The 22,890-nt window shown below is 40.8% G+C and carries 22 protein-coding genes; 10 read left to right on the forward strand and 12 right to left on the reverse strand.

Annotated elements, in window-relative coordinates; all coding sequences use genetic code 11:
• Positions 1-242 precede the first annotated feature (242 nt).
• The 6 genes from ACM2FC_RS01880 to ACM2FC_RS01905 all read left to right on the forward strand — a co-directional run bounded on the left by ACM2FC_RS01880 (position 243) and on the right by ACM2FC_RS01905 (position 6,680).
• Positions 243-1,121: an HpcH/HpaI aldolase/citrate lyase family protein gene (locus ACM2FC_RS01880; RefSeq protein WP_498479125.1), complete on the forward strand. Its 879-nt coding sequence runs from the start codon at positions 243-245 to the stop codon at positions 1,119-1,121.
• Positions 1,121-2,482, forward strand: coding sequence for an acetyl-CoA hydrolase/transferase family protein (locus tag ACM2FC_RS01885; RefSeq protein ID WP_498479126.1), 1,362 nt, complete (start codon positions 1,121-1,123; stop codon positions 2,480-2,482). Before ACM2FC_RS01880 ends, ACM2FC_RS01885 begins: the two co-directional genes overlap by 1 nt.
• Positions 2,483-2,491: 9 nt before the next feature.
• Positions 2,492-3,553, forward strand: a complete 1,062-nt coding sequence (locus tag ACM2FC_RS01890; RefSeq protein ID WP_498479127.1) for a hypothetical protein — start codon at positions 2,492-2,494, stop codon at positions 3,551-3,553.
• Positions 3,554-3,668: 115 nt separating this feature from the next.
• Positions 3,669-5,321, forward strand: a complete 1,653-nt coding sequence (alsS, locus tag ACM2FC_RS01895) for an acetolactate synthase AlsS (RefSeq protein ID WP_498479128.1) — start codon at positions 3,669-3,671, stop codon at positions 5,319-5,321.
• Positions 5,322-5,408: 87 nt separating this feature from the next.
• Positions 5,409-6,173, forward strand: a complete 765-nt coding sequence (locus tag ACM2FC_RS01900; protein WP_498479129.1) for a hypothetical protein — start codon at positions 5,409-5,411, stop codon at positions 6,171-6,173.
• 57 nt (positions 6,174-6,230) lie between these two features.
• Entirely contained in the window at positions 6,231-6,680 is a 450-nt protein-coding gene (locus tag ACM2FC_RS01905) for a hypothetical protein (RefSeq protein ID WP_498479130.1), read from the forward strand.
• A gap of 34 nt (positions 6,681-6,714) precedes the next feature.
• Here ACM2FC_RS01905 and ACM2FC_RS01910 read toward each other — a convergent pair whose 3' ends face one another.
• Positions 6,715-8,130 carry a DASS family sodium-coupled anion symporter gene (locus tag ACM2FC_RS01910; protein WP_498479131.1) on the reverse strand — a complete coding sequence of 472 codons (1,416 nt, stop codon included), beginning with the start codon at positions 8,128-8,130 and terminating at the stop codon, positions 6,715-6,717.
• Between the two features lie 363 nt (positions 8,131-8,493).
• Here ACM2FC_RS01910 and ACM2FC_RS01915 point away from each other — a divergent pair, with 363 nt between their 5' ends.
• Positions 8,494-9,894: an alpha-amylase family protein gene (locus tag ACM2FC_RS01915; protein WP_498479132.1), complete on the forward strand. Its 1,401-nt coding sequence runs from the start codon at positions 8,494-8,496 to the stop codon at positions 9,892-9,894.
• Positions 9,895-9,938: 44 nt separating this feature from the next.
• Here ACM2FC_RS01915 and ACM2FC_RS01920 read toward each other — a convergent pair whose 3' ends face one another.
• Entirely contained in the window at positions 9,939-10,574 is a 636-nt protein-coding gene (locus ACM2FC_RS01920; RefSeq protein ID WP_498479505.1) for a tetratricopeptide repeat protein, read from the reverse strand.
• A gap of 188 nt (positions 10,575-10,762) precedes the next feature.
• A complete protein-coding gene (locus ACM2FC_RS01925; RefSeq protein ID WP_498479133.1) occupies positions 10,763-11,980 on the reverse strand; it encodes a hypothetical protein in 1,218 nt (405 codons plus the stop codon).
• An 850-nt stretch (positions 11,981-12,830) separates the two neighbouring features.
• Between ACM2FC_RS01925 and ACM2FC_RS01930 the strand changes: the two genes are divergently transcribed.
• Positions 12,831-13,979, forward strand: a complete 1,149-nt coding sequence (locus ACM2FC_RS01930; RefSeq protein ID WP_498479134.1) for a hypothetical protein — start codon at positions 12,831-12,833, stop codon at positions 13,977-13,979.
• A gap of 202 nt (positions 13,980-14,181) precedes the next feature.
• Here the strand turns inward: ACM2FC_RS01930 and ACM2FC_RS01935 are convergent, their stop codons facing one another.
• Positions 14,182-15,003 (reverse strand): transporter substrate-binding domain-containing protein, encoded by an 822-nt coding sequence (locus ACM2FC_RS01935; protein WP_498479135.1) that lies wholly within the window; start codon positions 15,001-15,003, stop codon positions 14,182-14,184.
• 121 nt (positions 15,004-15,124) lie between these two features.
• Complete coding sequence (locus ACM2FC_RS01940; RefSeq protein WP_498479136.1) at positions 15,125-16,330, reverse strand: MFS transporter; 1,206 nt, start codon at positions 16,328-16,330, stop codon at positions 15,125-15,127.
• Between the two features lie 115 nt (positions 16,331-16,445).
• Between ACM2FC_RS01940 and soxR the strand changes: the two genes are divergently transcribed.
• Complete coding sequence (gene soxR, locus ACM2FC_RS01945; protein ID WP_498479137.1) at positions 16,446-16,880, forward strand: redox-sensitive transcriptional activator SoxR; 435 nt, start codon at positions 16,446-16,448, stop codon at positions 16,878-16,880.
• A 74-nt stretch (positions 16,881-16,954) separates the two neighbouring features.
• On the opposite strand, the gene ACM2FC_RS01950 is transcribed toward soxR, so the two are convergent.
• The 3 genes from ACM2FC_RS01950 to ACM2FC_RS01960 form a co-directional block, all read right to left on the reverse strand.
• Positions 16,955-18,244: a hypothetical protein gene (locus tag ACM2FC_RS01950; protein ID WP_498479138.1), complete on the reverse strand. Its 1,290-nt coding sequence runs from the start codon at positions 18,242-18,244 to the stop codon at positions 16,955-16,957.
• A gap of 354 nt (positions 18,245-18,598) precedes the next feature.
• Positions 18,599-19,003 (reverse strand): GNAT family N-acetyltransferase, encoded by a 405-nt coding sequence (locus ACM2FC_RS01955; RefSeq protein ID WP_498479139.1) that lies wholly within the window; start codon positions 19,001-19,003, stop codon positions 18,599-18,601.
• Positions 19,004-19,176: 173 nt separating this feature from the next.
• The gene (locus ACM2FC_RS01960) at positions 19,177-19,563 is read right to left on the reverse strand and encodes a hypothetical protein (RefSeq protein WP_498479140.1); all 387 of its coding nucleotides are present in this window, start codon (positions 19,561-19,563) and stop codon (positions 19,177-19,179) included.
• A gap of 157 nt (positions 19,564-19,720) precedes the next feature.
• Between ACM2FC_RS01960 and ACM2FC_RS01965 the strand changes: the two genes are divergently transcribed.
• On the forward strand, positions 19,721-20,167 hold the full coding sequence (locus ACM2FC_RS01965; RefSeq protein WP_498479141.1) for a GNAT family N-acetyltransferase: 447 nt from the start codon (positions 19,721-19,723) through the stop codon (positions 20,165-20,167).
• Between the two features lie 82 nt (positions 20,168-20,249).
• Here ACM2FC_RS01965 and ACM2FC_RS01970 read toward each other — a convergent pair whose 3' ends face one another.
• The 4 genes from ACM2FC_RS01970 to cyoE form a co-directional block, all read right to left on the reverse strand.
• Entirely contained in the window at positions 20,250-20,762 is a 513-nt protein-coding gene (locus ACM2FC_RS01970; RefSeq protein WP_498479142.1) for a MerR family transcriptional regulator, read from the reverse strand.
• A 79-nt stretch (positions 20,763-20,841) separates the two neighbouring features.
• Positions 20,842-21,228 (reverse strand): ribosome recycling factor family protein, encoded by a 387-nt coding sequence (locus ACM2FC_RS01975; protein ID WP_498479143.1) that lies wholly within the window; start codon positions 21,226-21,228, stop codon positions 20,842-20,844.
• A gap of 96 nt (positions 21,229-21,324) precedes the next feature.
• Positions 21,325-21,627 (reverse strand): hypothetical protein, encoded by a 303-nt coding sequence (locus ACM2FC_RS01980; RefSeq protein WP_498479144.1) that lies wholly within the window; start codon positions 21,625-21,627, stop codon positions 21,325-21,327.
• Positions 21,628-22,017: 390 nt separating this feature from the next.
• Positions 22,018-22,884 (reverse strand): heme o synthase, encoded by an 867-nt coding sequence (cyoE, locus tag ACM2FC_RS01985; RefSeq protein ID WP_498479145.1) that lies wholly within the window; start codon positions 22,882-22,884, stop codon positions 22,018-22,020.
• Positions 22,885-22,890: the final 6 nt, after the last annotated feature.

The raw sequence follows: 22,890 nt of genomic DNA on the forward strand, positions 1-22,890 counted from the left end.
GACCACAGCAATTAACAAGTATAACATCAAAAAAACAACTTTATTGATATTTATATATTTGAAAATAAATGAAAAAAAAATGATTTTTCAATTTTCAAAAGTGGTTTTTTAAATGTCGGATTGTAAATCATTAGCTCCAGTTATAGATTTTCACTACCACTTAGGTATTAACTTTTCGATAGTGGCAATGCTCAGGTATTACGGCCTGCGGCGATGATAAATTCCTTTATTAAGGGGTCCAGATGAATACACGACAATCTCGACAATGCAGCTCAATGCTATTTACTCCAGCTAATCGTACGGAACGATTTGGCAAATCCGGTTCCAATGAAGAAGCCCAAATGGTTATTCTTGATCTAGAAGATGCAGTGGCGCTGGAATTTAAAGATGAAGCGCGGAACGTATTAATTGAATACTTGAAAGAGTTTCGAGAAATTCCGGCAAACCACCCAATGATTACCGCTGTGCGAGTTAACTCGATCAGTACTTTATCTGGACTCAATGACATCGCTCAATTGGCCAAAGCGCAAGTCGTACCCGACGTTGTTTGGTTGCCCAAAGTGCAAAATGTGCAGGAAATAGAACTGTATTCAGAGTTGCTAAGCCAAGGAAGAACAACAAGTGTTCAGCTAGTTGCCATTATTGAAACCGCTGTTGGCCTAGAAAATGCCGCAAGTATCGCATCGCACCCTGACGTTATAGCGCTTGGGTTTGGTGGCGCAGATTTAGCTGCAGACTTAGGTGTTGAATTGAGTTTCGAAAATACAGAAATCTATCGTTCTAGAGTTGTGCAGGCTGCTAAGTATGCAGGAAAAGTCGCATGGGATGTTCCGTATTTAGATTTTAAAGATGAAGCTGGCTTACGTGATGAAACTCGCAAGATTAAGGCTATGGGCTTCAACGGAAAAATAGCAATTCACCCAGCCCAATTAGGTCCAATTAACCAAGAATTTTACCCTTCCAAAGCTGAGATAGATGAAGCTAAGGAAATTGTCATTACATTTAGAAATGCCAATGGTTCAGCGTGCCAGTACAAAGGAAAAATGCTGGATATTCCCGTTGTAAAACATAGCCAAGATATTTTAGAAAAAGCCGGAATTAACTATGAGGAGGCGAGATAATGCAAGATTTAAACAATTCAAAAGAGAGTGTTTATAGCGCATATCAAGCGAAACTGATGAGCTCACAAAAAGCCATCGAGACATTCATTCCATCCGCTAACTTCGTGACTTTCGGTTGCTATGCGGGGACACCAGTTGCGTTAACAAAAGCCTATGCTGATGCTGCTCGCGAAGGCGTTTTTGACCACATCATTGATACCTATTTGTTTCGCTGCTCTGCACAGATAGTCGAGTTTTTTAACGACCCTGAAGTGATGAAAACGGTGAAATTGCGTCTTCCTTTCATGGGCGGTGAAATTGGTACGCTAATCAAAACAGCGACGGGATATGAAGGAAAGATTCAGTACCCAGACTATGTTCCAGGCCATTTTAGTCATATGGAATCAGGCTTTTTAAATCAGCAAGGAGAGCCAGATGTTCACCTATTGCAAGTATCACCAATGGATGAACATGGTTATTTCAGTTTCGGTTTGGATGGAAGCTTTTCGATTCCTGCCGCAAGAGTTGCGAAAAAGATCGTTTTAGAAGTGAATGAAAATATGCCAAGAACATTTGGCGATGGGATCATTCACGTAAGTGCCGTTGATGCGATTGTTGAACACAATAGCGATATTCTGGTATTGCCAAATAAACCTCCGAGAGAAGCTGATCATGCGATTGCTGAACATATCATTGACTATATTCCGGATGGAGCGTGTATCCAACTAGGTATTGGTGGTGTGCCTGACGCTGTTGGTAAATGTCTAATGGACAAAAATGACTTGGGTATTCACACCGAGTTATTGTGCAGCTCTCAAATCGACCTAATAAACAACGGTAATGTGAGCAACAAATATAAAAATATCAATAAATATCACACCGTATTTAACGTTGCGATGCTTCCAAGCAAAAGCTATTACGATGTGATGGACAATAACCCATCTATTTTATGCTACCCAGCGTCTTACGTTAATGACGCAAGCGTCATACAAAAAATAGACAACATGATTTCCATTAACTCGTTTGTAGAAATTGATTTGTTTGGTCAAGTGGCTTCTGAAGCTGTCAACTGGAAGCAAATTACGGGCACTGGCGGTCAAGTTGACTTTGTCCGTGGAGCAAGTTCTTCAAAAGGTGGGAAAAGCTTCTTGGCGGCTGCTTCTACGGCAAAAGGTGGTACGATTTCGAAGATTGTTCCTCGATTAAATAACCTAGTGACTACTGCTCGTACCGATGTCCAACACGTTGTGACTGAATATGGCTGTGCCAATCTAGCAGGTATGTCAAACGGGCAAAGAGCGAGAACCTTGATCAGCTTAGCTCACCCTAACTTTAGAGATGAGCTTACTGCCCAAGCCCAAGCAATCGGTTTAATTAAATAGGAGATGGTTATGTTTAGTGCTTATGCAAAAGTAGGACAAAACGCCTACCGCGAAATCTTTGGTTTAGACTTTGAACAGTTTGAGAAAGGGCAGATATTTAGGCATCGTCCCGGTATCACGGTTAGTCAACAAGACAATGTTGATGAGTCGACAGACACGATGAACTCTGCGCAGCTTCATTATGATTATAATTACGCATCGAAAACCGAATGGAAGCACTGTTTAGGTGTCAGTACAATGACACTGCAAAAAGTTCTGGGAAGTAGCTGGAAAACATTTGCTCGCAAAGATCGTATTGTTGAATTCACTGACATTGCAATGATTCGCCCTGTATTTGGAGGAGACACCTTATACAGTGAAAGTGAAATTCTGAAAGTGGAAGATATCGCGGATTCAAATTGTGGATTGCTTACTGTTCAAACTCGCGGAGTTAACCAGCTTGGCACTGTGGTTACCAAAGTAAACTATAAAATTCGTATATATAAGCAAGGCCAGCACCCATATTATGGTCAATTCGCGGGCGACACAGACCTAGGAGATGAAAAGTTTACCGCATATAAAATCCAAGAAGATGGTGCTTTTAAAGAGGTTGTCGGTATCTATTTTGAGGATCTGATCCCGGGTGAAGTCTACGTTCATGCGGCGCATAAAATTATCCGCCCTGAAGAAGCGATCGAGCATGCCCAACGTTCACTTGAATGGAACCCTAAATACGTTGATCAAGATTATGTCCGCGAGTTCTTCCCTGAATTTGATCAGGCTAATTGTCCTGTGTCCGAAGCTTATTTAGCTGGTGTGATGACAGCCGCAACTACTCGTTCTTTGGGGCGTGTTGTCGCGAATTTAGCTTGGAAAGACATGACGTTGAATCGCGAGATATTTCCCGGAGAGAAGCTCGCTGTTACGACTGAGATAATCAATAAACGAGAGTCAAGTTCGCGGCCGGATCAAGGCATTGTCACAGTCATCACTCGTGCTTATGACAAATCTGAAAGAGAAGTCCTGTCATTTACTCGCACCTTGTTAGTGTACAAAAAAGGTCAAGGACCTTACGACGCAGCTGGATATTAATTCAGTCTAAACCGGGGCTTATCAAAGCATACTTTTACGTAGTTAAGGCATTGTATAGAAGCGAATTAATTTTCTGCTGACGTAGAATGCCTGTTGAAAAATTCAGGAACATATTATGAACGAGAGCGCTTCAAAACTAATAGTACAATGCCTTGAACACGAAGGTGTGGAATATGTATTTGGTATCCCCGGAGCAAAGGTCGACTCAATTTTTGATGCTTTGTTAGATTCAGATAAAATCCGCGTTATTCTCTGCAGGCATGAGCAAAATGCCGCATTTATGGCTTCAGCATATGGTCGGTTAACTGGAAAGCCAGGTGTCGTTCTGGTTACCTCAGGGCCGGGCGTTGCGAACTTATGTACGGGCCTACTTACCGCAACAACGGAAGGTGACCCCGTTGTTGCCATTGGTGGCAACGTTTCATTGGATATGAAGCTAAAAGAGTCGCATCAAAACACTGACAATGTGAACCTTATGGCACCAGTCAGTAAATATTCAACCGAAATCGCTTCAGTATCCAATATTCCAGAGGTGATCTCTAACGCATTTCGTATAGCGGAAGCGCCATATTCAGGTGCGTCGTTTATTAGTGTCCCACAAAACATTTCTACGGCAATACTGGATAAACAATATTCCTGCTTAAATAGAGCTCAACCTTCACATAATCACGCAAGTGGGTCAGAAATCAATCGTGTTGCGAAGGTTTTAGAAAAAGCGGAAAAGTTAGTTTTATTGCTTGGTCAAGAAGCGTCTCGAACTTGTAACGCGGACGAAATCGTAAATTTTGTCCAACGATTTGAAATTCCCGTTGTCTCTACATTCCAAGCTGCCGGTGTCATACCTGCAAACCTCATAGATTGTTTCTATGGCCGAGTAGGTTTGTTTAAAAACCAACCAGGAGATAAGGTGCTTAGTGACGCGGATGTCGTTGTAACAATAGGATTTAACCCAGCGGAGTATGATCCAGAGATATGGAATCACTCAACAAATAATGTTTTGGTGCACTTAGACTATAGGTCTGCAAACCTTAGAGCTGACTATCAACCTGACTATGAGCTATTGGGTGACATTGCTCTGAACCTAGCCTTATTAGGTTCAACTTGCCAAGACATTACGACACATAGTTATCCGGTATTACGACAAGAATTGCATGCCTCAATTTCTTCTGGGAAAGAAAAACAAGGCAAGCATGGCACCATTCACCCATTGCGCTTTTGCTACGAGTTATCACAGATAATTGATGAAGACACCATAGTTTGCTGTGATGTAGGAACAGTGTATATGTGGTTGGCACGATATGTATTTACTCACAATCCTCACCAGTTGTTATTTAGTAATGGACAGCAGACTCTTGGTGTTGGCATGCCTTGGGCAATGGCAGCGAAGCTTGCACTTCCGTACAAAAAAGTGATTTCTATATCCGGTGATGGCGGTTTTCTTTTTTCTGCTATGGAGTTTGAAACCGCTGTACGAGAAGGAATTGAGTTCAAACATTTTGTATGGACTGATGGTACGTACAACATGGTTAAAGAGCAGCAGTTCCTCAAGTATGGACGTGAAGCCGCAGTTGAGCTGGGTCATATAGATATGGTTGCATTTGCTACGAGTTTTGGGGCCGAAGGCTACAGTATCTCTGAGCCTAAAGAACTGCAAAACCTATTGTCGTCAGGCAGCCAAGGCAAGCCGATGATTGTCGATGTAAACATAGATTATAGTGACAACGCTGACCTTTTCCTTACTGCGGTTGATCCAGAGTTTATTAAATAAAGTGCTTGTCTAAATCCCGTAAGGATAACTATTTCACGATTGAATTATGAGGTTGCTATGAGTTTACATTTCTTAAATGAGTCTAATGTGAAAAGCGTACTCCAAGTGATTGGTAGCGTAGACAATGTCATTGAAGGTTTCGTTCCTCAAAACCTAAAGCACGTAAAATTTGACGCTAAGAATTATTCATATGGATTTGAAGTTGCTGCGTTAAATGGACTAGATGAACTGGGCGAGGCAATAGTAGTGAACGATCACTGCTATATTGCCCCAACGAGCAGACAGCACCCGGAAGTGCTGTCTGGAGAAGAATTTATTTCAACAGGTTTATTGTTAATCCCGAAAACAGAACAGCCTTGCAATACAGTTGTTGGAAACAATCTAAATCTATCATTAGGCGATTACATCGAGACGATTTACAACAAATACCAAAGGCCTTTGGCTTATGTAGGAGTGGTTCAGTTTAGTCGTCTTTCGTCAACACACATGACTAAACCGCCTATTTTCAATGAGAATATTTTTGAAAATAAGCAGGAGTATTACTCCGAGCCGAGCCATAAATCTGAAAATGTATCGGCATTTATAATGGGTGTTGTAGCCGATTACAGTGATCTCAGAAATCAGAAGGTGAACGAGCAATTGAAGGTGGCACTTTATCACAACCCTTTTGATAGTGAAGGTCAGTTAACCAGTCATACCCACGGGGCGATATTGAACGAATCGACATTATCTTTAAAGAGTGTCACGCCAGAGCATGTAGAACAGTCCGTTCATGTATTTAATGAAGGTTCTATTATTTCGTCGATAAATAGCGATGTTTATTTAATAGACTCTATAGATAGTATTGCATAACAATTTGAATTTATTCCATATATCCAGAATATATCGAGGTATAATCGAGAAACACCTATGAAAAGTTTATTAGTATTTTTAGTCTTTGTCTCAGCCACTTTATTGTCAGGTTGCAGCACTTTTTTAAATAGTGGTGAGCAACAAGCACATATTACTTCAACCACTCCGGATAAGGTGTCTAAAGCCCGAGTTTATATTTCTACACCTGATAAATCGTATCATACAACTTTGCCTGCAGACGTCTCTTTTGAGCCCTCATCATTCAAAGACTTGACGATTACCGTTGATGATCAATGCTACCGACGTATTACGATAAAAGATCATAAAAGTATATACGAAGCCTATATCTACAACCTCTTCTTTCCACCTGGATTTATTATTGATTACCTAACAGGTGATATGTGGCGCTACGATGATTTAATAAAAGTGCCATTAGAAAAACTGCCAGACTGCAAAGACTCACAAAACTCGGGGCAAGTAGATTACAACATTGTTAGCGACAGGTAGCTTGAATTGAGGACTAGAGTACTAATGGTGTTAACTACCACAGGTCAATAAGCTTCCACCAAGCTAAGCCTAGTGTTGACCAGATGGTTAAATTAAGCACCGCTATTACGAAGCCAGTTTTCCACCAAGTTGTTATCGGAACAAATCTTGAACCAAATAAAATCGGCGCGGGCCCTGACGCATAATGCGTGATCCCTCCCATTAGGCTGCTAACGATGCCCAGAGAAAACGCAGCTAACAATGGGGGGGCTCCTACATGCAGAGCGATAGTCAAAAATGGTAGGTATAAGGCTGTGATGTGTGCAGTAATACTGGCGAAAAAATAATGCGCCACAAAATAAATGAGGACCAAAGAGGAAAAAGCCTTATACCAACTAATATGGTGAAATGCATATCCTTCCAATACGTTAGAAAACCAAGTAAACAGCCCTTGACTATATAGAGAGCTAGTTATCATCAACAACGTAGATAACCAGATAATTGTTTCCCAAGCTGATTTTTCTTTAACGATATCATCCCAATCTAAAACACCGGTAAGCAGCAATACTGATAAGCCAATAAAGCCTGCAGTCGTCACGTGAATACCCCAAAAGCTATGCCCTATAGTCCAAGCTAATATGAGCATTGTAAATGTAGCGATCATGATCCATTCATTTCTCGACAACCGGCCATTTTCCGCGAGTTTTCTTTTGGCAAATTCTTTCGCTTCTTTTGTCGCTTTTAGTTCAGGCGGAACTAACTTAATAATGGCCAACGGAATAACAACTAAAGATAGAACCCCTGGCACACTCGCCGCTATTGCCCAAGTTGTCCAGCTTATTTGTACTTGATTGTCTGAAGCGAGCTTAATAATTAATGGGTTTGCGGCCATAGCGGTCATAAACATCGCACTGGTGACATTGGTAATTTGAAAGGCACAACTAATAAGGAACGTTCCTAACCGTTTTTCGGTTTTATCGTCAGGAGAGCTTCCATATATTTTTGATACAGATAGGAGTAGTGGAAAAATAATACCACCACAACGTACGGTGCTAGACGGAATGACAGGGGATAAAATTAAGTCTGAAATCGCGAAACTATACCCTAAGCCTAAAGGCCGATCGCCAAACTTAGACATAAAATAGAAGCCAATTCGCACTCCAAGCCCGGTTTTTAGTACGCCTCGGGAAATAAAAAAAGCCGTTGCTACCAACCATACGAGAGGGTGGGATAAACCACTCAGCGTTTCTTTGACGCTAAGGGTATTGGTGATAAGAATCGCGGTCAACGCAAAAATAGAGATGACGCCCATTGGAAAAGGCTGGCAGATGAAAGCAATTATAGTCACTAAAAAAATAAGCAGTAGATGCCAAGTATGTTCTTGAACAAGCTCTGGGGCTGGTATTTGCCAAAGCAATAACGACGCTATTACGACCAATGAAAAAGATTTGTAGTTCAAACTATTTGGCATGAGAGTTTCTATTTTTACAAAGCGTTAGTTATTTGAATAGCATACAGGCAAATATTTTTATAACTATTGGCTTTAGTTATAACTTAGTGCTTGCGCTAAAATATTCGTAACGCTAGCTACTTAAATAAGTCAGTATTACAAATGTGACCGGGCCACTATATTGTAGTCTACATTCTTTTCTTTTTTTTATAAAAATATTTAAAAAATAGTCACTTAATACAGTACTAAATGTGGTTTAAGTTTTAATTCTATTCAAAAAACCTCTACCTTTAGTGATGAAAGTTTCAAGGCTTTTATAATGTGGTTTGTATCTCTTGTTAGTTAAATATCATGTCTGTGAATTTTTAACAGGAGGTTTACCCTATGAAAAGGTTGAAATTGTTGGTCATCATTTTGTTTGTATGTGGAGGCGTTGCAAAATTAGCGAATGCAGACACTATTTTGCATGCATTCAATTGGAAGTATTCCGTTGTTGCCGATAGAGCGAACGATATTGCTCAAATGGGTTACAAAAAAGTGCTCGTTGCTCCAGCCATGAAATCAAGTGGTAGTCAGTGGTGGGCAAGATATCAGCCACAAGACTTTCGCATCCTAGACTCACCTCTTGGCAATAAGCAAGACTTTGTAAACATGATCAATGCATTGAGTAGTGCGGGGGTTGAAGTATATGCGGATGTTGTGCTCAATCACATGGCCAATGAAAGTTGGAAAAGAGACGATCTCAATTACCCTGGTTCAGACGTTTTATCTGAGTACAGCAATAATAGTGGGTATTATTCCAATCAAACATTATTTGGAAATTTGAGTGAAGGGCTATTTTCTGAAAATGACTTTCATCCAGCGGGATGTATTACCGACTGGAACGATCCTGCGGATGTGCAATATTGGCGTCTATGCGGTGGCGATGGAGATACAGGATTGCCAGATTTAGACCCGAACTCCTGGGTTGTATCGCAGCAACGCTTGTATCTAAAAGCTCTTAAAGATTTGGGTGTTAAAGGGTTTCGTATCGATGCTGTTAAACATATGAGCCAGTATCAAATTGATCAAATATTTACGCCAGAAATTATCTCAGGCGTGAAGGTATTTGGAGAGGTGATTACTAGCGGCGGTGTAGGTGATACGAGCTACGATGTATTTTTGGCACCATATTTGAACAACACAACTCATTCGGCGTATGACTTTCCACTATTTGCTTCTATTCGTTCTGCGTTCTCTATGAGTGGCGGGTTAAATCAGCTTCACGATCCGCAGGCATATGGACAAGCTTTGCAAGGCGATAGAGCCATTACCTTCACGATTACCCATGACATCCCAAACAATGACGGTTTTCGGTATCAGATCATGGACGAGAAAGATGAAGAGCTAGCCTATGCATACGTCATTGGTCGAGACGGTGGCATGCCGTTAATTTATAGTGATGAGTTGCCAGACTCCGAGGACAAAGATAATGGTCGCTGGGCAAATGTGTGGAATGATTCACTGATGAAAAAAATGATTACCTTCCATAACGCAATGCAAGGTAAATCAATGACGGTAGTGTACAGTGATCAATGCTCAATACTGTTTAAGAGGGAAAAGTCTGGCATAGTTGCGATTAATAAATGTGGAGACACACACAATGTGACGGTTGATACCTATCAATATGAATTCAATTGGTATGTAAATTACACGGACGTACTTTCTGGCTCTACCGAGAAAATCGACTCCCAATACCATACATTCTCTATACCTGCGCGTAGTGCGAGAATGTACATGCTTTAGGTCATTTTTAGGGCCGGCCGAAATGTGTGCTGGCCCTAGTTAGATTATAAATTTTTAGCCAGTTTTTTTACTCTCGCTAAGTTAGAAGGAGAAAGGCTTTTCTTTGTTGTGTTAAACAAGGTTTGCGCCTGTTTATGGCCATCATTGGCTGCAGATAAAATCCATACATTACCTGAGATTATATCTTTTTTACCACCTCGTCCGGTCATCAAAAAAACCCCAAGTGCATATTTAGATTCTAGATGACCTTTTTGCGCTGCCATTCTGTAGTATTTCCGGCTTGCCGCCAAATCTTTACTAATACCACGTCCGTTGGCTAAGGCTTCTGCTTTTTGATATAAGGCCGCGCTATGGCCTTGACTTGCTGCCTTATCAAACCACTCATAGGCTAATTCTTCGTCACGTTTAACACCCCGACCAGAGGCATAGGCAACAGCCACCATGAATTGAGCATCGATTTGATCTTGTTGTGCTGCCTTTAAAAACCAGTCAGTTGCTGTTGCATAATTTTGTGTCACGCCAAAACCGTTAGTGTAGTCCAAGCCTAATTTATATTGCGCCTGTGCATCACCTTGCTTCGCCATTTCTATATTGTGTGAAACACTTTTGGGTAAGGTAGTGCATCCACTTAGCATTAATAAGATGATGATTAAAATCTGAGGGATCCCCACGAATTTCATCAAAGCTCCTCATAACGAATGGTCAGTGCCGAAAGTAGGTAAAGTGCATAAATAATCAGGGGCTCATCAGGGTTAAAATGCTTATAGGATTTCGATACAGAGAAATCATGGTAATGTGCCCTAGACTTAAACTAACCGTACACAGCAGTTAATAAATAGACTGTGTACGGTTTGGTTAGTGAAGGTCACTATTCGATACCTAATAGTTCTTGAGTCGCGGCGATCACTTCATCGGTGATTTCCTTATTAGCAGCTGAAGCTAAAGTATCGGCTTCTACCTGAGCTGAATTATCAAGTGCTTCTTGTGTAGTAGCCTGTTCTTCCACGGCAGCTGTCAGATCAGTTTCTAAAGCAGCAACTTCAGACTCAGCCTGTGCCAGTTCTTGAGCAGCAGCGTCAGCTTCTGCTTGTGCGGTATCTGCTGCAACCTGAGCGACATCTAATTCATTAGTCGCAGTGTTGGCTGCTGTGGCTGCTGCGTCTGCATCAGCTTGAGCAGTGTCGGCGGCAGCCTGTGCAGTATCTGCATCAGCTTGAGCCGTGTCAGCACTGGCTTGTGCAGCGTCTGCGTCAGCTTGAGCAGCATCGGCATCGGCTTGAGCTTGAGCGGCTGCATCAGCGAGATCTGTATTTGTTGGGTCAGCGTCAGCAGCAGCTTGTGCAGCATCTGCATCAGCTTGAGCAGTGTCGGCGGCAGCCTGTGCAGTATCTGCATCAGCTTGAGCTGTGTCTGCAGTAGCCTGTGCAGTATTTGCATCAGTTTGAGCGGTGTCTGCAGTAGCCTGTGTTGTATCTGCCGTTGCTTGTGCAGCATTTGCTGCTTCTTGCGCCTCGTCTAGGGCTTCTGAAGCTGCGACACTATCTGCATTCAACTGCTCGCTAATTGCTGTTAATGTTGGAATATCATAACTGGCAATCTGATCCTCTAACCCTTGAATGGTATCGGAAATTTCATTTAGTATTTCAGTTAATTCGCTTGTTGCCTGAACTGCGTCTCGGTATAGCGCTAGAGTGCCGACAACAGATTTAGCAGAAGCATTAGCTAGTCCGTTTTCTGATGCGTGTGCTGCATTCAAACGCCCTAAAGCACTTGCTAAAGAACCTCTATTGTTACCTAATCCATTGCCATTGCCATTGCCATTGCCATTGCCATTGCCATTGCCATTGCCATTGCCATTGCCATTGTTGGCGCTAGAGCTAGAACCGGCGTTTTGGCCACTATTCCCTTTATTCTTTTCACTGCTATTTCCGCGGCCCTTGCCATTGTTACTGTTATCATTCTTTGCAATTACAGTGTTGTATTTGAATGTACCGTCATCAAAATCAAACGTAACTGGGGCTAATACCAGCAGACCAGAGCAGACACATCCATATAAAGTCTTTTTAGTTAACAGTGAAAGTTTCATTACATATCCCCCAAAACATCGCACAGTTTTATCCATAAAACTGTTATTGAGTATCCTATCAATTATAGTTTAAAAGTTAACCAGACACGGCGTTTGCAAAAGAATTGACAGGCTGTGCCAGAAATGAGAATTCTGATGGAGAAAAACGCCGAAACCAGAAAAATGTACTGTTTGTCAAATTTATGGTTCATGCTAAGAAACACGAAGTAGGTGGTTGTTTTCAGTGAAAATAGTTATCCGTAATCTTCTAAATTAATCAGAAACTCTAATTTGGTTTTATATAAAAGTGGATTAACAGGTTTATCGTCATGATTGTGATCACCAAACGATTCTGTCATACCTTAATTTCCAAGAAAGTTGGTCATTAAATTTCCCCGTTTAAACCTTCCGTACAACGAGCAAAAAGCATGAAAAATATTTTTTCTGAAAATGAATAATAAATCATATGCCATACACCATGTTAGCCATCACATTTTTCTCTAACTTCAACCGGCGTACGGGGTGTCTCAAAAGTGAGATTGATAGTGTGTCGTTGTCTGCTAACTTAAAATGGATTCACAGAAATAAAAACGAAAAAATAAACTTCCGTCTACTTTCTCGCAATATTTCTGAACGGTTTAAATATTTAATTTTTCATTATATTTCAATGATGAAAAATATATCTAAATAGATTGTAGGAGCCAAATAGGTTCCTAGGAAAGGTATTGCTTAAATTTGGGCTGGAGTTAGTTGCTTCGCTGTGAAGGAATATAAACAAATTCTACTCATTAGGATTTTAACACTTATACCCAATCAGTCTCTTATTATTTTGAGATTTTTGGGGCAATAGGGATATAAATATAGGTGACATATGAACAAGTTCACACCTGTGGCTGGTTTCATTGGAAGTATGTTTCTGTCTGGCTCATTAATGGCAAATGAATTGCAATCTGCGACAGAAGGAGCTCCTGAGCTAGCGCCAGTTTACTCTGAGGATATCACAACTAGTCAAATTTCATTGGGCAAGAAAGCCTTGATTCTGCACTCTGATTCGTCCGGTAACGCAACAAGTTTGAAGAACGCGTTAGTTGCAACTGGGCAATTTGGAGGGGCAGACATCGATGTATTAAGAATGACGGGGATAGTACCAGAGCTTGCTTCCTTGCAAGCCTATGATTGTGTATACAATTATACTAACTTTACACCACCATCGGCGGTAGCTCATGGTAACCGACTGAAAGAATACGTTGATGCCGGAGGTGGGGTAATACTATTAACCTACGCTTACTCCAACACAGTTAACATTTGGGAAATGCAAGGCGGAATTATGTCCTCTGGCTACAGCCCATTTGTCAATCCCGCTAACGATCGTTTGTTCAGTTTTCCACGTAGTTTGGATTTTACAACCGCTGATACCTCGCACCCTATGTTAGATAGTGTCACGGACTTCACCTACGGCGGAAATTTTAACTACGCTTCGGTATCTCTTGATGCGGCGGCTACACTGGTCGCAAGTGATACTGAAGGTGTCCCATTGCTAGGGATCAACGCTGCGGGAAATGTTGCAAGTATTAACGTGTTCCCAAGCCCTAACGTGTTCGCTAAAACAGACGGTGTCTATACCACTATTGCGAATAGTTGTGCAGCAGTTGGAAGCCTTGTTGTCGATATCGATATTAAACCAGGCAGCGATCCGAACAGCATTAATTTATGCTCAAATGGCTCAGTACCAGTAGCGATACTCGGCTCAGATTCATTTGATGTTTATGACGTAGACACGAATACGTTATCTTTGGCGGATGCTGGTGTAAAAATGGTTGGTAAAAAAGACAAGCAGCTTTGCAGCGTAGAAGATGTCAATGGAGATGGTTACAATGATCTAGTTTGTCACTATGTCACGATTGACTTGTCCAGTTTAGATGGCACTTCGACTTCTGCTGAAGTAACTGGTCAATTACTCAATGCGAATCCGTTCTCGGGAACTGACACCGTAAATATCGTTAAACATGAATGCCAATAGTTAGATTATTACTGGAGCGCTAAATAGTAGTAGCGCTCCATATTCTATTTATCATATAGATACCCTTTAATCTCATAAAACATCAGCTGTGAACTTATACACCTTAGAAACCCAAAGATCACTTTGGTGAATAGCAATTTCAATCGTTTGAGTGGGTAAGTAGGTCAATGAAGCACTCTTTTGCCTAGGTAGTTCATAACATTTACTTACGCTCTTCAAACTCAAGTATCTTTTGCTGCATATATTGCAAATAAAAATCAGCGATAGGCTGGCCATTGAATTGGTTTTCAATCAGTACATTTGAGACTTTGTTGTAGTTCTCTAAATGCTGTAGCGAGCATTTGCTAAACGCGTTGTAGATTTGCCTCGGTTCTTGGGGAAGTGGGATAATTTTTATCGAATCAAGCAAGCCCATTTTTTGGGCCATATAAAACAGTGACTCTCTGTTGCTGCTGGCTACGCCTGTTAGCCGTCCTCGGTTAAACATCTTCATATTGGCGGAATAAAAATCGGCTTGAGGTGTCAGGATGAGCCTTATTCTCGGGTGATTCCAAAAAGGTTTAATGGCGGAAGGAGGCAGGCCGGCTGTCCATCCAACGACTTGATCGTATAAATCTTCTGAGCCACGAATCTCATCGACCGGAAATTCTTTCTTGACGAGTAGCGAAGGAACAACATGGTGGAATGGGTGTTCCGGATAAACCATTCTTTTCATTCTATCTTTAGACCAACCTTTTAAAATGAACATATCAATTTTGCAGTCTTTCAAATGGAATTCAGCTCGCTTGTTAGTCATTTTTTGCCAAGTCACATTTACGCCCATATTTTTGGCGAAGTAATCGGTAAAGAAAGTAATAAGAGGGCCATAAGGCTCATCCTGAGCTTCTGAATAAAAGACGTGTGGAGGATAGACAAAATATCCCACTTTCAATTCTTGAGGCTCTTGTGCGTAAGCAGTTGCACTCAACACAAATAATGAAAAAATTAATGTTATCTTTTTTATTTTCAACTTGTGTCCAAACATCGCCTATCGCTTTCCTTAGAGTAAAAAACCTACGAATTACTGATACTTACTTCTAAGCATAGAATATTTTACCGAAAAGTATTCGGAATATAGTTGATAATTGAAACCAAGCAGAAAATAGCTAAGTGTTCAGCGCTTGCCATTGAGAGTCTAAGTTGAGTTTTCTAGCAATAACCATCATTGATAACGCGGCGAAGATTAAAACTCCGCTGACAATATAGAATCCAAGTTGAACTTGCTCCCAGTGTGCCAACATAGCAATAAGCACGTAGCTCAAGCTCTGCATCATAGTAGAGAACATCGATATTACTCCATCAGCCCTTCCACGATGTTCCAGTGGCACAATATGATGCATCCAATTTGTGCGTGCGATTCTATTGAGCGCATTAAATATTCCGTAAATAAAAATGAGACTGACGATTACGATAGGGGTGGGGAAAATACCAATAACCAGTAGCAAAGTCGCCAAGATACCAGTCGAATACTGCATAAGGTTAATGTGAGAGAAAGTATTGAGTAGCTTCACAACAATGATACCAGTCAGTAGTGAGCCAAAGCCAAAAGCGATGTTGTAGCCAGCAAACCAGCTTCCTGAAATTGATAGCTCAGAAAACCAAATAGGGACCAGTTTACTTAGGTAAGTGAGCACAGGATAAGCTAAACAAGAGAGTAGGATTATTTGATAAGCAGAAGGGTTCGCTTGGATGATTTTTCTACTTTCTCTGAGCTGATTGGCTAATGAGGTCTTTACTGAAATTGTCGAAACTTTGCGGGTATATGGCGTCAATGAGTAGCTGATAGCGCCTAAAATACCACAAACAAAGGCTAGAACAGAGAACTGAACTACACCCCAAGCCTCTAATAGAACCACACCCAATGCCCCTGAACCTAAAGTGGTAACCTGAAGCACGATTTCCTGATAACTAGAGATTTTAGCGTATTCGGATTGTTGATAGTTTTCCTGAGTAAAAGCATTGTTTGTACTCCAAGCCATATTACTGGATACCCAGTAAACCAATAGCGTGACCGCGAGAATAAGGTTTGACGTTATACCTAAAAAATATACGAGAGCGAGGCAACCTGCAGCGAAAGCCTGCAAGATTTGTATATTCACCAAAATCGTTTTTCGAGAATGTTTGTCGATAAAAGCTGAATACCAAGGAGTAAGCAAAAAAGAAGCGAGAGTACAAGCCAACGATAGTATTGCGACAAACGTGCCCATCCCTCCCTGCGCAAGGAGCAACCAAGGTAGTGCCATCATAAAAAGCCCAGAACTTATTCCATCAAAGAAGCGGCCTGATATATAGGGGATGGACTTATCGATCATTGAACTGTACCGGAACATAGACTATTTCGCTTTGTTATTGAAGTAATGATAGTCAAGACTAATTCCTCATGTTAACTTGAGGTCAAGGCTATTTGCGTAAAGTGGGAGAAAAGTAATGGACTTGAGTGTAGGTCAAGTTGCCAAAAGGGCGGGCATTACGGTGGCGACACTGCATTTTTACGAGGAAAAAGGGCTGATATATAGCACAAGAAATTCTGGTAATCAGCGCCGATATCAAAAGCAGGTATTACGTCGTATTGCGGTTATTAAAGCTGCGCAAAATGTAGGGATGACGCTAAAAGAGATTGCCGGGGCACTCAAGCATTTACCTAAAAACCAAGCTCCAAAAAGGCGGGAATGGGAAATCATGGCCGAAAGCTGGAATCAGAAAATTGAAGATAAAATAGAAACGCTAAAAGCACTTCAAACTCAATTAGGTAGTTGCATAAATTGCGGATGCTTGTCATTAGATACGTGTAAGCTATACAACCCAGACGACGTGAAAGGGTTAATGAATGCTGGTGCTCGTTTGACTCACCACGAAGGCTAATCCTGAGATTTTGATTAATCGTTTGGATGGTAACCATCTTCACATCGAGATCCCTCTCGATAGTGATAATTTCATTAACTCAAATAGTTTTCTAGTGGAGCGAAGCAAATTGGTTGCAGTAAAGAGTAGGCGAATTCGGCCCCAACTTGTATTTTAGATAAAGTAGATTGGTCTTTGGAGTTGGAGCGTGTCGCCTTTTCTTCTGCCAAAATAGCATCCTTAAAGCCTAATTTTTCTCGTGCGTTTTTAAATTCGGTCATGTATTTTCCTTTACTGCTAGGAGTTCCAAAATCGTCCCCAATTCCAGCGACCTCCACGAGTATTTCATATCGCTCCGAAGCTTTTTCCGTAGTTTTAAACTTTTGAAATTGTTTTTTGATATTTTTCCCAGAATAGATTTTGGAAGCAAAGAGTATTTTTACTAGTTCTGCCGCTTCACGTCCATGAGTCGTATTACAACCGTGTAAATTATTTACAAGTACATATATGGCGATTTTCCCACTCATAGAGGTTAATACTTCCTGTGCTTTTAAGGCTGTATTTCTTAAGGTGGCTTGATCGCGTGAGTTACCGACATGTAATTTTAGGGTCTTATAGTGATTCAATTTGTCATTATAATATTTATAGTAGGGGTTATTTTGGAGTGTCCGCTGATCCAACTGCTTCAACTTTTGACTATATTCGTTTATTTTTTTTTGGATCGCTTTGCGATTTTCCATTATCGATCTTTCTGGATTAGACATGATATTGAGGTATTTTTGCTTGGTTGAGTTGTGTGCTCTACTTTTATAAATTCTTCGAATTAGGAAGATGCTCGTAAACACGGCTAAACCAGAAAAAATTGCCCAACCAATGGGTGTGGCAATGGCTACTCCAGCTAGCGCGACACCTGTTGTAATAGCGGTTACTGCGGTACCAGTGAGACCCACGTCTATATCAGTCAAGAGATTTTGTCGGTTAGTATCCAAACCAGTCAAGATTCCTTTTGATAGTGAGCCAAGATTTATGGTTTTCACCCCCTTCATGAGTTTATTGTTTTCTCGATATTTTAAAATACTGACCCCAGTTCCAACGGTACCAGTTACGATACCTAGGGGACCAACGCAAGTGGTTAATGTATTTACAATTTGTTGCCCCACTGGAAGTGCAGGACAGCGAGAATTTATCATTGCACCTATAGTACCAACCTCGTAAATATAGTTAGTTCGAGTGTTATATTTGTCGACAGTCTGGTAGCTATAATGATCTTCCACTTCCTCCCAGTTAACCGACATAAACTCTATTTCATTGGTAACTGTGGTGTAGCGTTGCCTATTTGATTGCCTATTTGTCGCTAATAATCCGTAATTCATTGAATCACTCATAGTCTTTTTTTCCTTAAATTTAAATAAGTTAGTAGGTTAGTTCTCTAACCTACTGTCAGACTACGCTGTAGATGGAATTGTTATCAAATCATATGAATATGCCAGAAAGGAAATGGACAGGACGCCATAAGAATACTCTAGAGGAAAAGGGCAGTAGTATGTATTATTGCCATTGTGATCGTTGCATTGAACTTAATATCAACGTTTGCTGAATGTGGACCTTATCAATGTGTAGATAACCCAGTACATTATTGGTTGTTATCCTTCTTCTAAACAACAAAAAAAGCCTAGCAGAAGCTAGGCTTTTTGAATGACTGCAACGATGTGATAAGTCTATGTTTAGGTTGATTTATATTATATTGATTTCGTCATAATTGCAGCGTGGTCAAGGTAGGTGAATTTGCATCGTTGATAAAAACTAAAAGCATCAATATGTTTGCCTGTCTGCAATACAATTTTAGTTATTTCGTGTTCGTTGCCGTAAGTTTCTAGCTCTGTTATCAGCATTTTTCCAATACCTAAGCCACTGTAATTTTTTAGAACAAAGAGATCGCGAATTTCATAAGTATAAGACTGCTGATCGGGATATGCGTATCCTAGTAATCCGCCAACGACTTGGTCATCTGCTGTAACAACCAGCCCAAATCCACCTTCCATAGTCGTTAGCTGTCTGATGCGAGCTAGGGCACTCGATCTACTCCAACTTTCGTTCCAAGGTGGTAATGAAAAAACTTCTGCGTAAACATCGCTTAAATCCATTAATCTGTTTGGATTGTATTGAAAGACCTTGAACTTAGTGTTCAAGCTACTTTTTTGATTGAAAGTCATCATTTCCCAATTTTTCTATATATTTTGGCGATGACTATACCAACTTGCCTCAATGGTTAAGTCAACTTACGGCTTTAAATCGATTAATTTCATTATCTCCGGTGTCATATCTGACGAAACATTTTCTCAAGGGAGATCATTTTTTCGACTAACTTAAGGATTTTTTTGCTTTTTTCGTTGGTAATATCACAAGCATTTTTTATTTCACCTAGGTACTTTAACTCGACCTTCTCGATACCATCAATGGCCATGATTTTGCACAATTCGGCATAAATGATTTTCTTTGTCTCTTGATCTTTGCCCCTCAATTCTGAGAGTGATTTTTTAATTTCCCTTCGTTCTTTTAATTTCGAGGTAATATCGAAGGAGGTATTGTATTTGTGCAGGATACCGATTTCTTTGTCACTTACCTTGCCATCAATAAGAACCATTTCAACGATCAGTTCAATGAGTAATTCCTTATCGGGTTCGCTTAACAATTCTACAAACATATCTGTCCTTGTTATCCAATTTTTTAAAGCTTAGGAACATAGTTGCTTCGCTGCAACTGGGCTGGACAGAATATTGCTCATCATTGATTTGTGTCTATCCACTGCTGGCTTTGGTGGGCTACATTGAACGGTTTGAATACCTCGTCCGGAGAAAATGATGTTGAGTGTTTATAAGGCGACAATGGATGATTTAGATAAAGTTTCGAGCTTGTTTAAGGAATATTTAGATTTTTATAAAGTTGATTATCAAAAGAAAAATCCAGATAAATACTTGATGGATAGGTTGCTAAAACAAGAGTCGGAGATTTATTGCGTAAAAACTGAACAAGGTAAGTTCGTAGGTTTTATGCAGTTGTACCCACTTTTTTGCTCTTTGGAAATGAGAAAAACATGGCTACTTTATGACTTATTCGTTACGCAGTCTGTTCGCAGAAAAGGTGTGGCTCAATTGCTATTGGATCAAGCGGAGAGACTTGCAAAAGAGACGGATGCATCCTTTATTATGTTGAGTACAGCAGTGGATAACTTAAAAGCTCAGCAACTATACGAGAAAAATGACTATAAGAAAGACAGTGAGTTTTTTACATATCTAAAGCATTTGTAAACCGCACTGTGGCATAGAATATTTTATTAATGCAATATTTATAAGCTCAGGCTCGCCTAAATTTGCTTACCTGAGCACTTAACTACATTGCTCGAATCTTTTTGATCTCTTCCTGCTCAATACCCAAGGATTCAAGAAAAGCTTGATGTTCTTCTGGCTCCATCTCTTCGAACTTTTGGTGCCATTTGATCATATCGGCCTGTGTAAAGCCCGCGGCTTGCATGATTTCTACCCAACGTTGTTTTGTTACCATAGTGTCCTCCAATTGTTCACTGTCTTGCAGCATCGCGATAATCGCTTTTTGCTGATATCTAAGTTTGGTTATCTCACTTTCTAGCTTGTTGAAATGCCGCTTCAAAAGCTTTACTTGCGAGAGCCGGTTGTCTCCAGAAAGTAGGGCAGCGATATCGTTGACTGACATACCATACGAGCGATAGGATACGATCGTTTCTAGCGTGTTTATCTCAGCTTTTCCATACCAACGATAACCATTTTCTGAGCGGTGACTAGGGCGCAGTAATCCTTCTCGTTCATAGTACAAAATGGTGGTTCTAGATAAGCCAAATTGTTTGGATAGCTGGGATATCGTCAACATTGCTCACTACCTCTTTTGTAGACAGGGTGATTATCAAGCCGACACTTATAGACGGGTCAAGAACTCATTTTCAGGTTAATTATAGAGAGTCCATTTCAAAGCGCGCGGTTCTTGCTTGAGCGAGAGTGCAGCCAGTTTGCTCAACTAGTTCTGCCAATGTAATGCTTGGGTTTTGTCTGATTAAGAACTCAAGCTTACTTTGCATAGTTTGTCTTTGGCTGAGAGTAACATCTTTGTTGCTTTTGATTTTTTTGATGAGGTAGTCGTAGCATTCTCCATCTTCCATCACCAGTTTAGTGGCAAATTCTAATATGTTTGCGCTGTCGCCAGTTAATTGCCAATTGCGTGAACGTCGAACTCTTTTTAGCTGACAATGGTAGCTTTGAGCAATGTTCTTGGCTGTTTTAGTATTTTCCCCACCGATACGATGTATTAACGAAGGTAGAGAAATAGTGATTAGTGACATTTTTGGGCGGGCTAGTTGGGCAGAAACGAAAATATAGCAAATAAAACAAAAGAGCGAAAATTCGCTCTTTTCTCAATATCGTAATTGATCGGTAAATTACGCTTCTTCTTCGGCTGGCTCTTCTTCAGCGGCTTCTTCCGATGCTTCAGCGACTGGCTCTTCAGCTGGTGGATTAAGCTTCGCTTCTAAAGCTGGCACAATATCTTGATCGACAAAAGTCTCGATAGATTTCATTAGGACTTCTTTTACAGCAGCGAGATCAACGTCACCACCTTCAACATTACCTGCTTGAACTATCGTACCTAGTTCTTCACTGATGCTTAACATTTGATCTTTCACAGTGCTTCTAAGCTTAGGTAGAATCAACCCTAATTGTATTTGAAATGCAATATCTGACATAAAACTTCCTATTTGTTTATAAATGTTAGCGTTCTAGGGATGTCAACAAATGAGGGCCTCGTTTGTTGCTATAAGCCAGTCTATCTTGCCCCCAAATTGGGGTAAAGGACGCAACCGACCATATTTGATATTAAGCATAAGTTTACAATTCGTCCAATATTGAGCTTGCGCCAGTACGGTTTATGGACTTAGTACTTTAATGCTTAAAATACAGTTAGATATACTAGACTGCTTAAACCTTACGACAAGTTGTGGTTGAGCTTTATGTGATGGAAAGCAGAGAATGTACCTTAATCACAGCAACTTACATTTCTGCTGTGGTTGAAAAAAATAAATGAGAAAAAATAAAAAACAGCGCAGCGAAAAGTGTAGGTGCTGCACTGTGTGGATTTATATGGCTAGAGTGACGAGTTCTAATCCAAGAATACCGCTGATGCCCATGACGACAAGCAGTGAGATTTTAAATACGTTTTTAGCCCAAGGAATGTAATTTTCTTCGGTAACGGGTTTGAAAGTGGCTCGCATCCAGTACAAACAGACGAGAGATGCAACGGCCAAATATTCATAGCCACCACTGCCAAAAGCAAACAGTGCCATTGCGACCAAACTAAAAGCAGTCACGTACGCTTTCATATGTTGATGTGCTTTTTTGATGCCTTGTTCTACCGGAAGAACCGGGATGCCAGCGTCTTTGTAATCTTGCATGCGGAACATAGCAATGGCGTAGGAGTGAGGCATTTGCCATAAGCAGAATAGAGCAAATAACAATACTGCTTCCAAACTTATGTAGTTGGTAACTGCAAGGTAGCCAACCAAAGGAGGAACTGCACCAGAAACACTGCCTACCAAAGTGCCGTATACCGAAGTTCTCTTGTACCACATGGTATAGAAGAACACGTAGAACACGTAGCCTAGCAATACGATCACTGTCGAAAGCGGGTTGGCTTTCTGGTAAAGCACAGCAGTGCCGATCACCAGTAGAACCAATGCATAAATAAAGGCGTGGTCAATATTGACCGCACCTTGTACCAATGCACGCTTGCGAGTTCTTTCCATCTTGTAATCGATATCTCTATCGAAGATGTTGTTCACAACACAGCCAGAGGCAACCACACATGCGACACCAAGCATGGTGAAGAGCAGGAGTGATGTGTTTGCCGACTCTGATTTTGCTGCGAGAAAAAATCCCGCAGCAACTGAGATCAAGTTACCAACAATAATGCCTGGCTTGGTGATGGAGAGATAGCTTTTCAGCATAGCGAA

Source organism: Vibrio sp. A37, assembly GCF_059777565.1.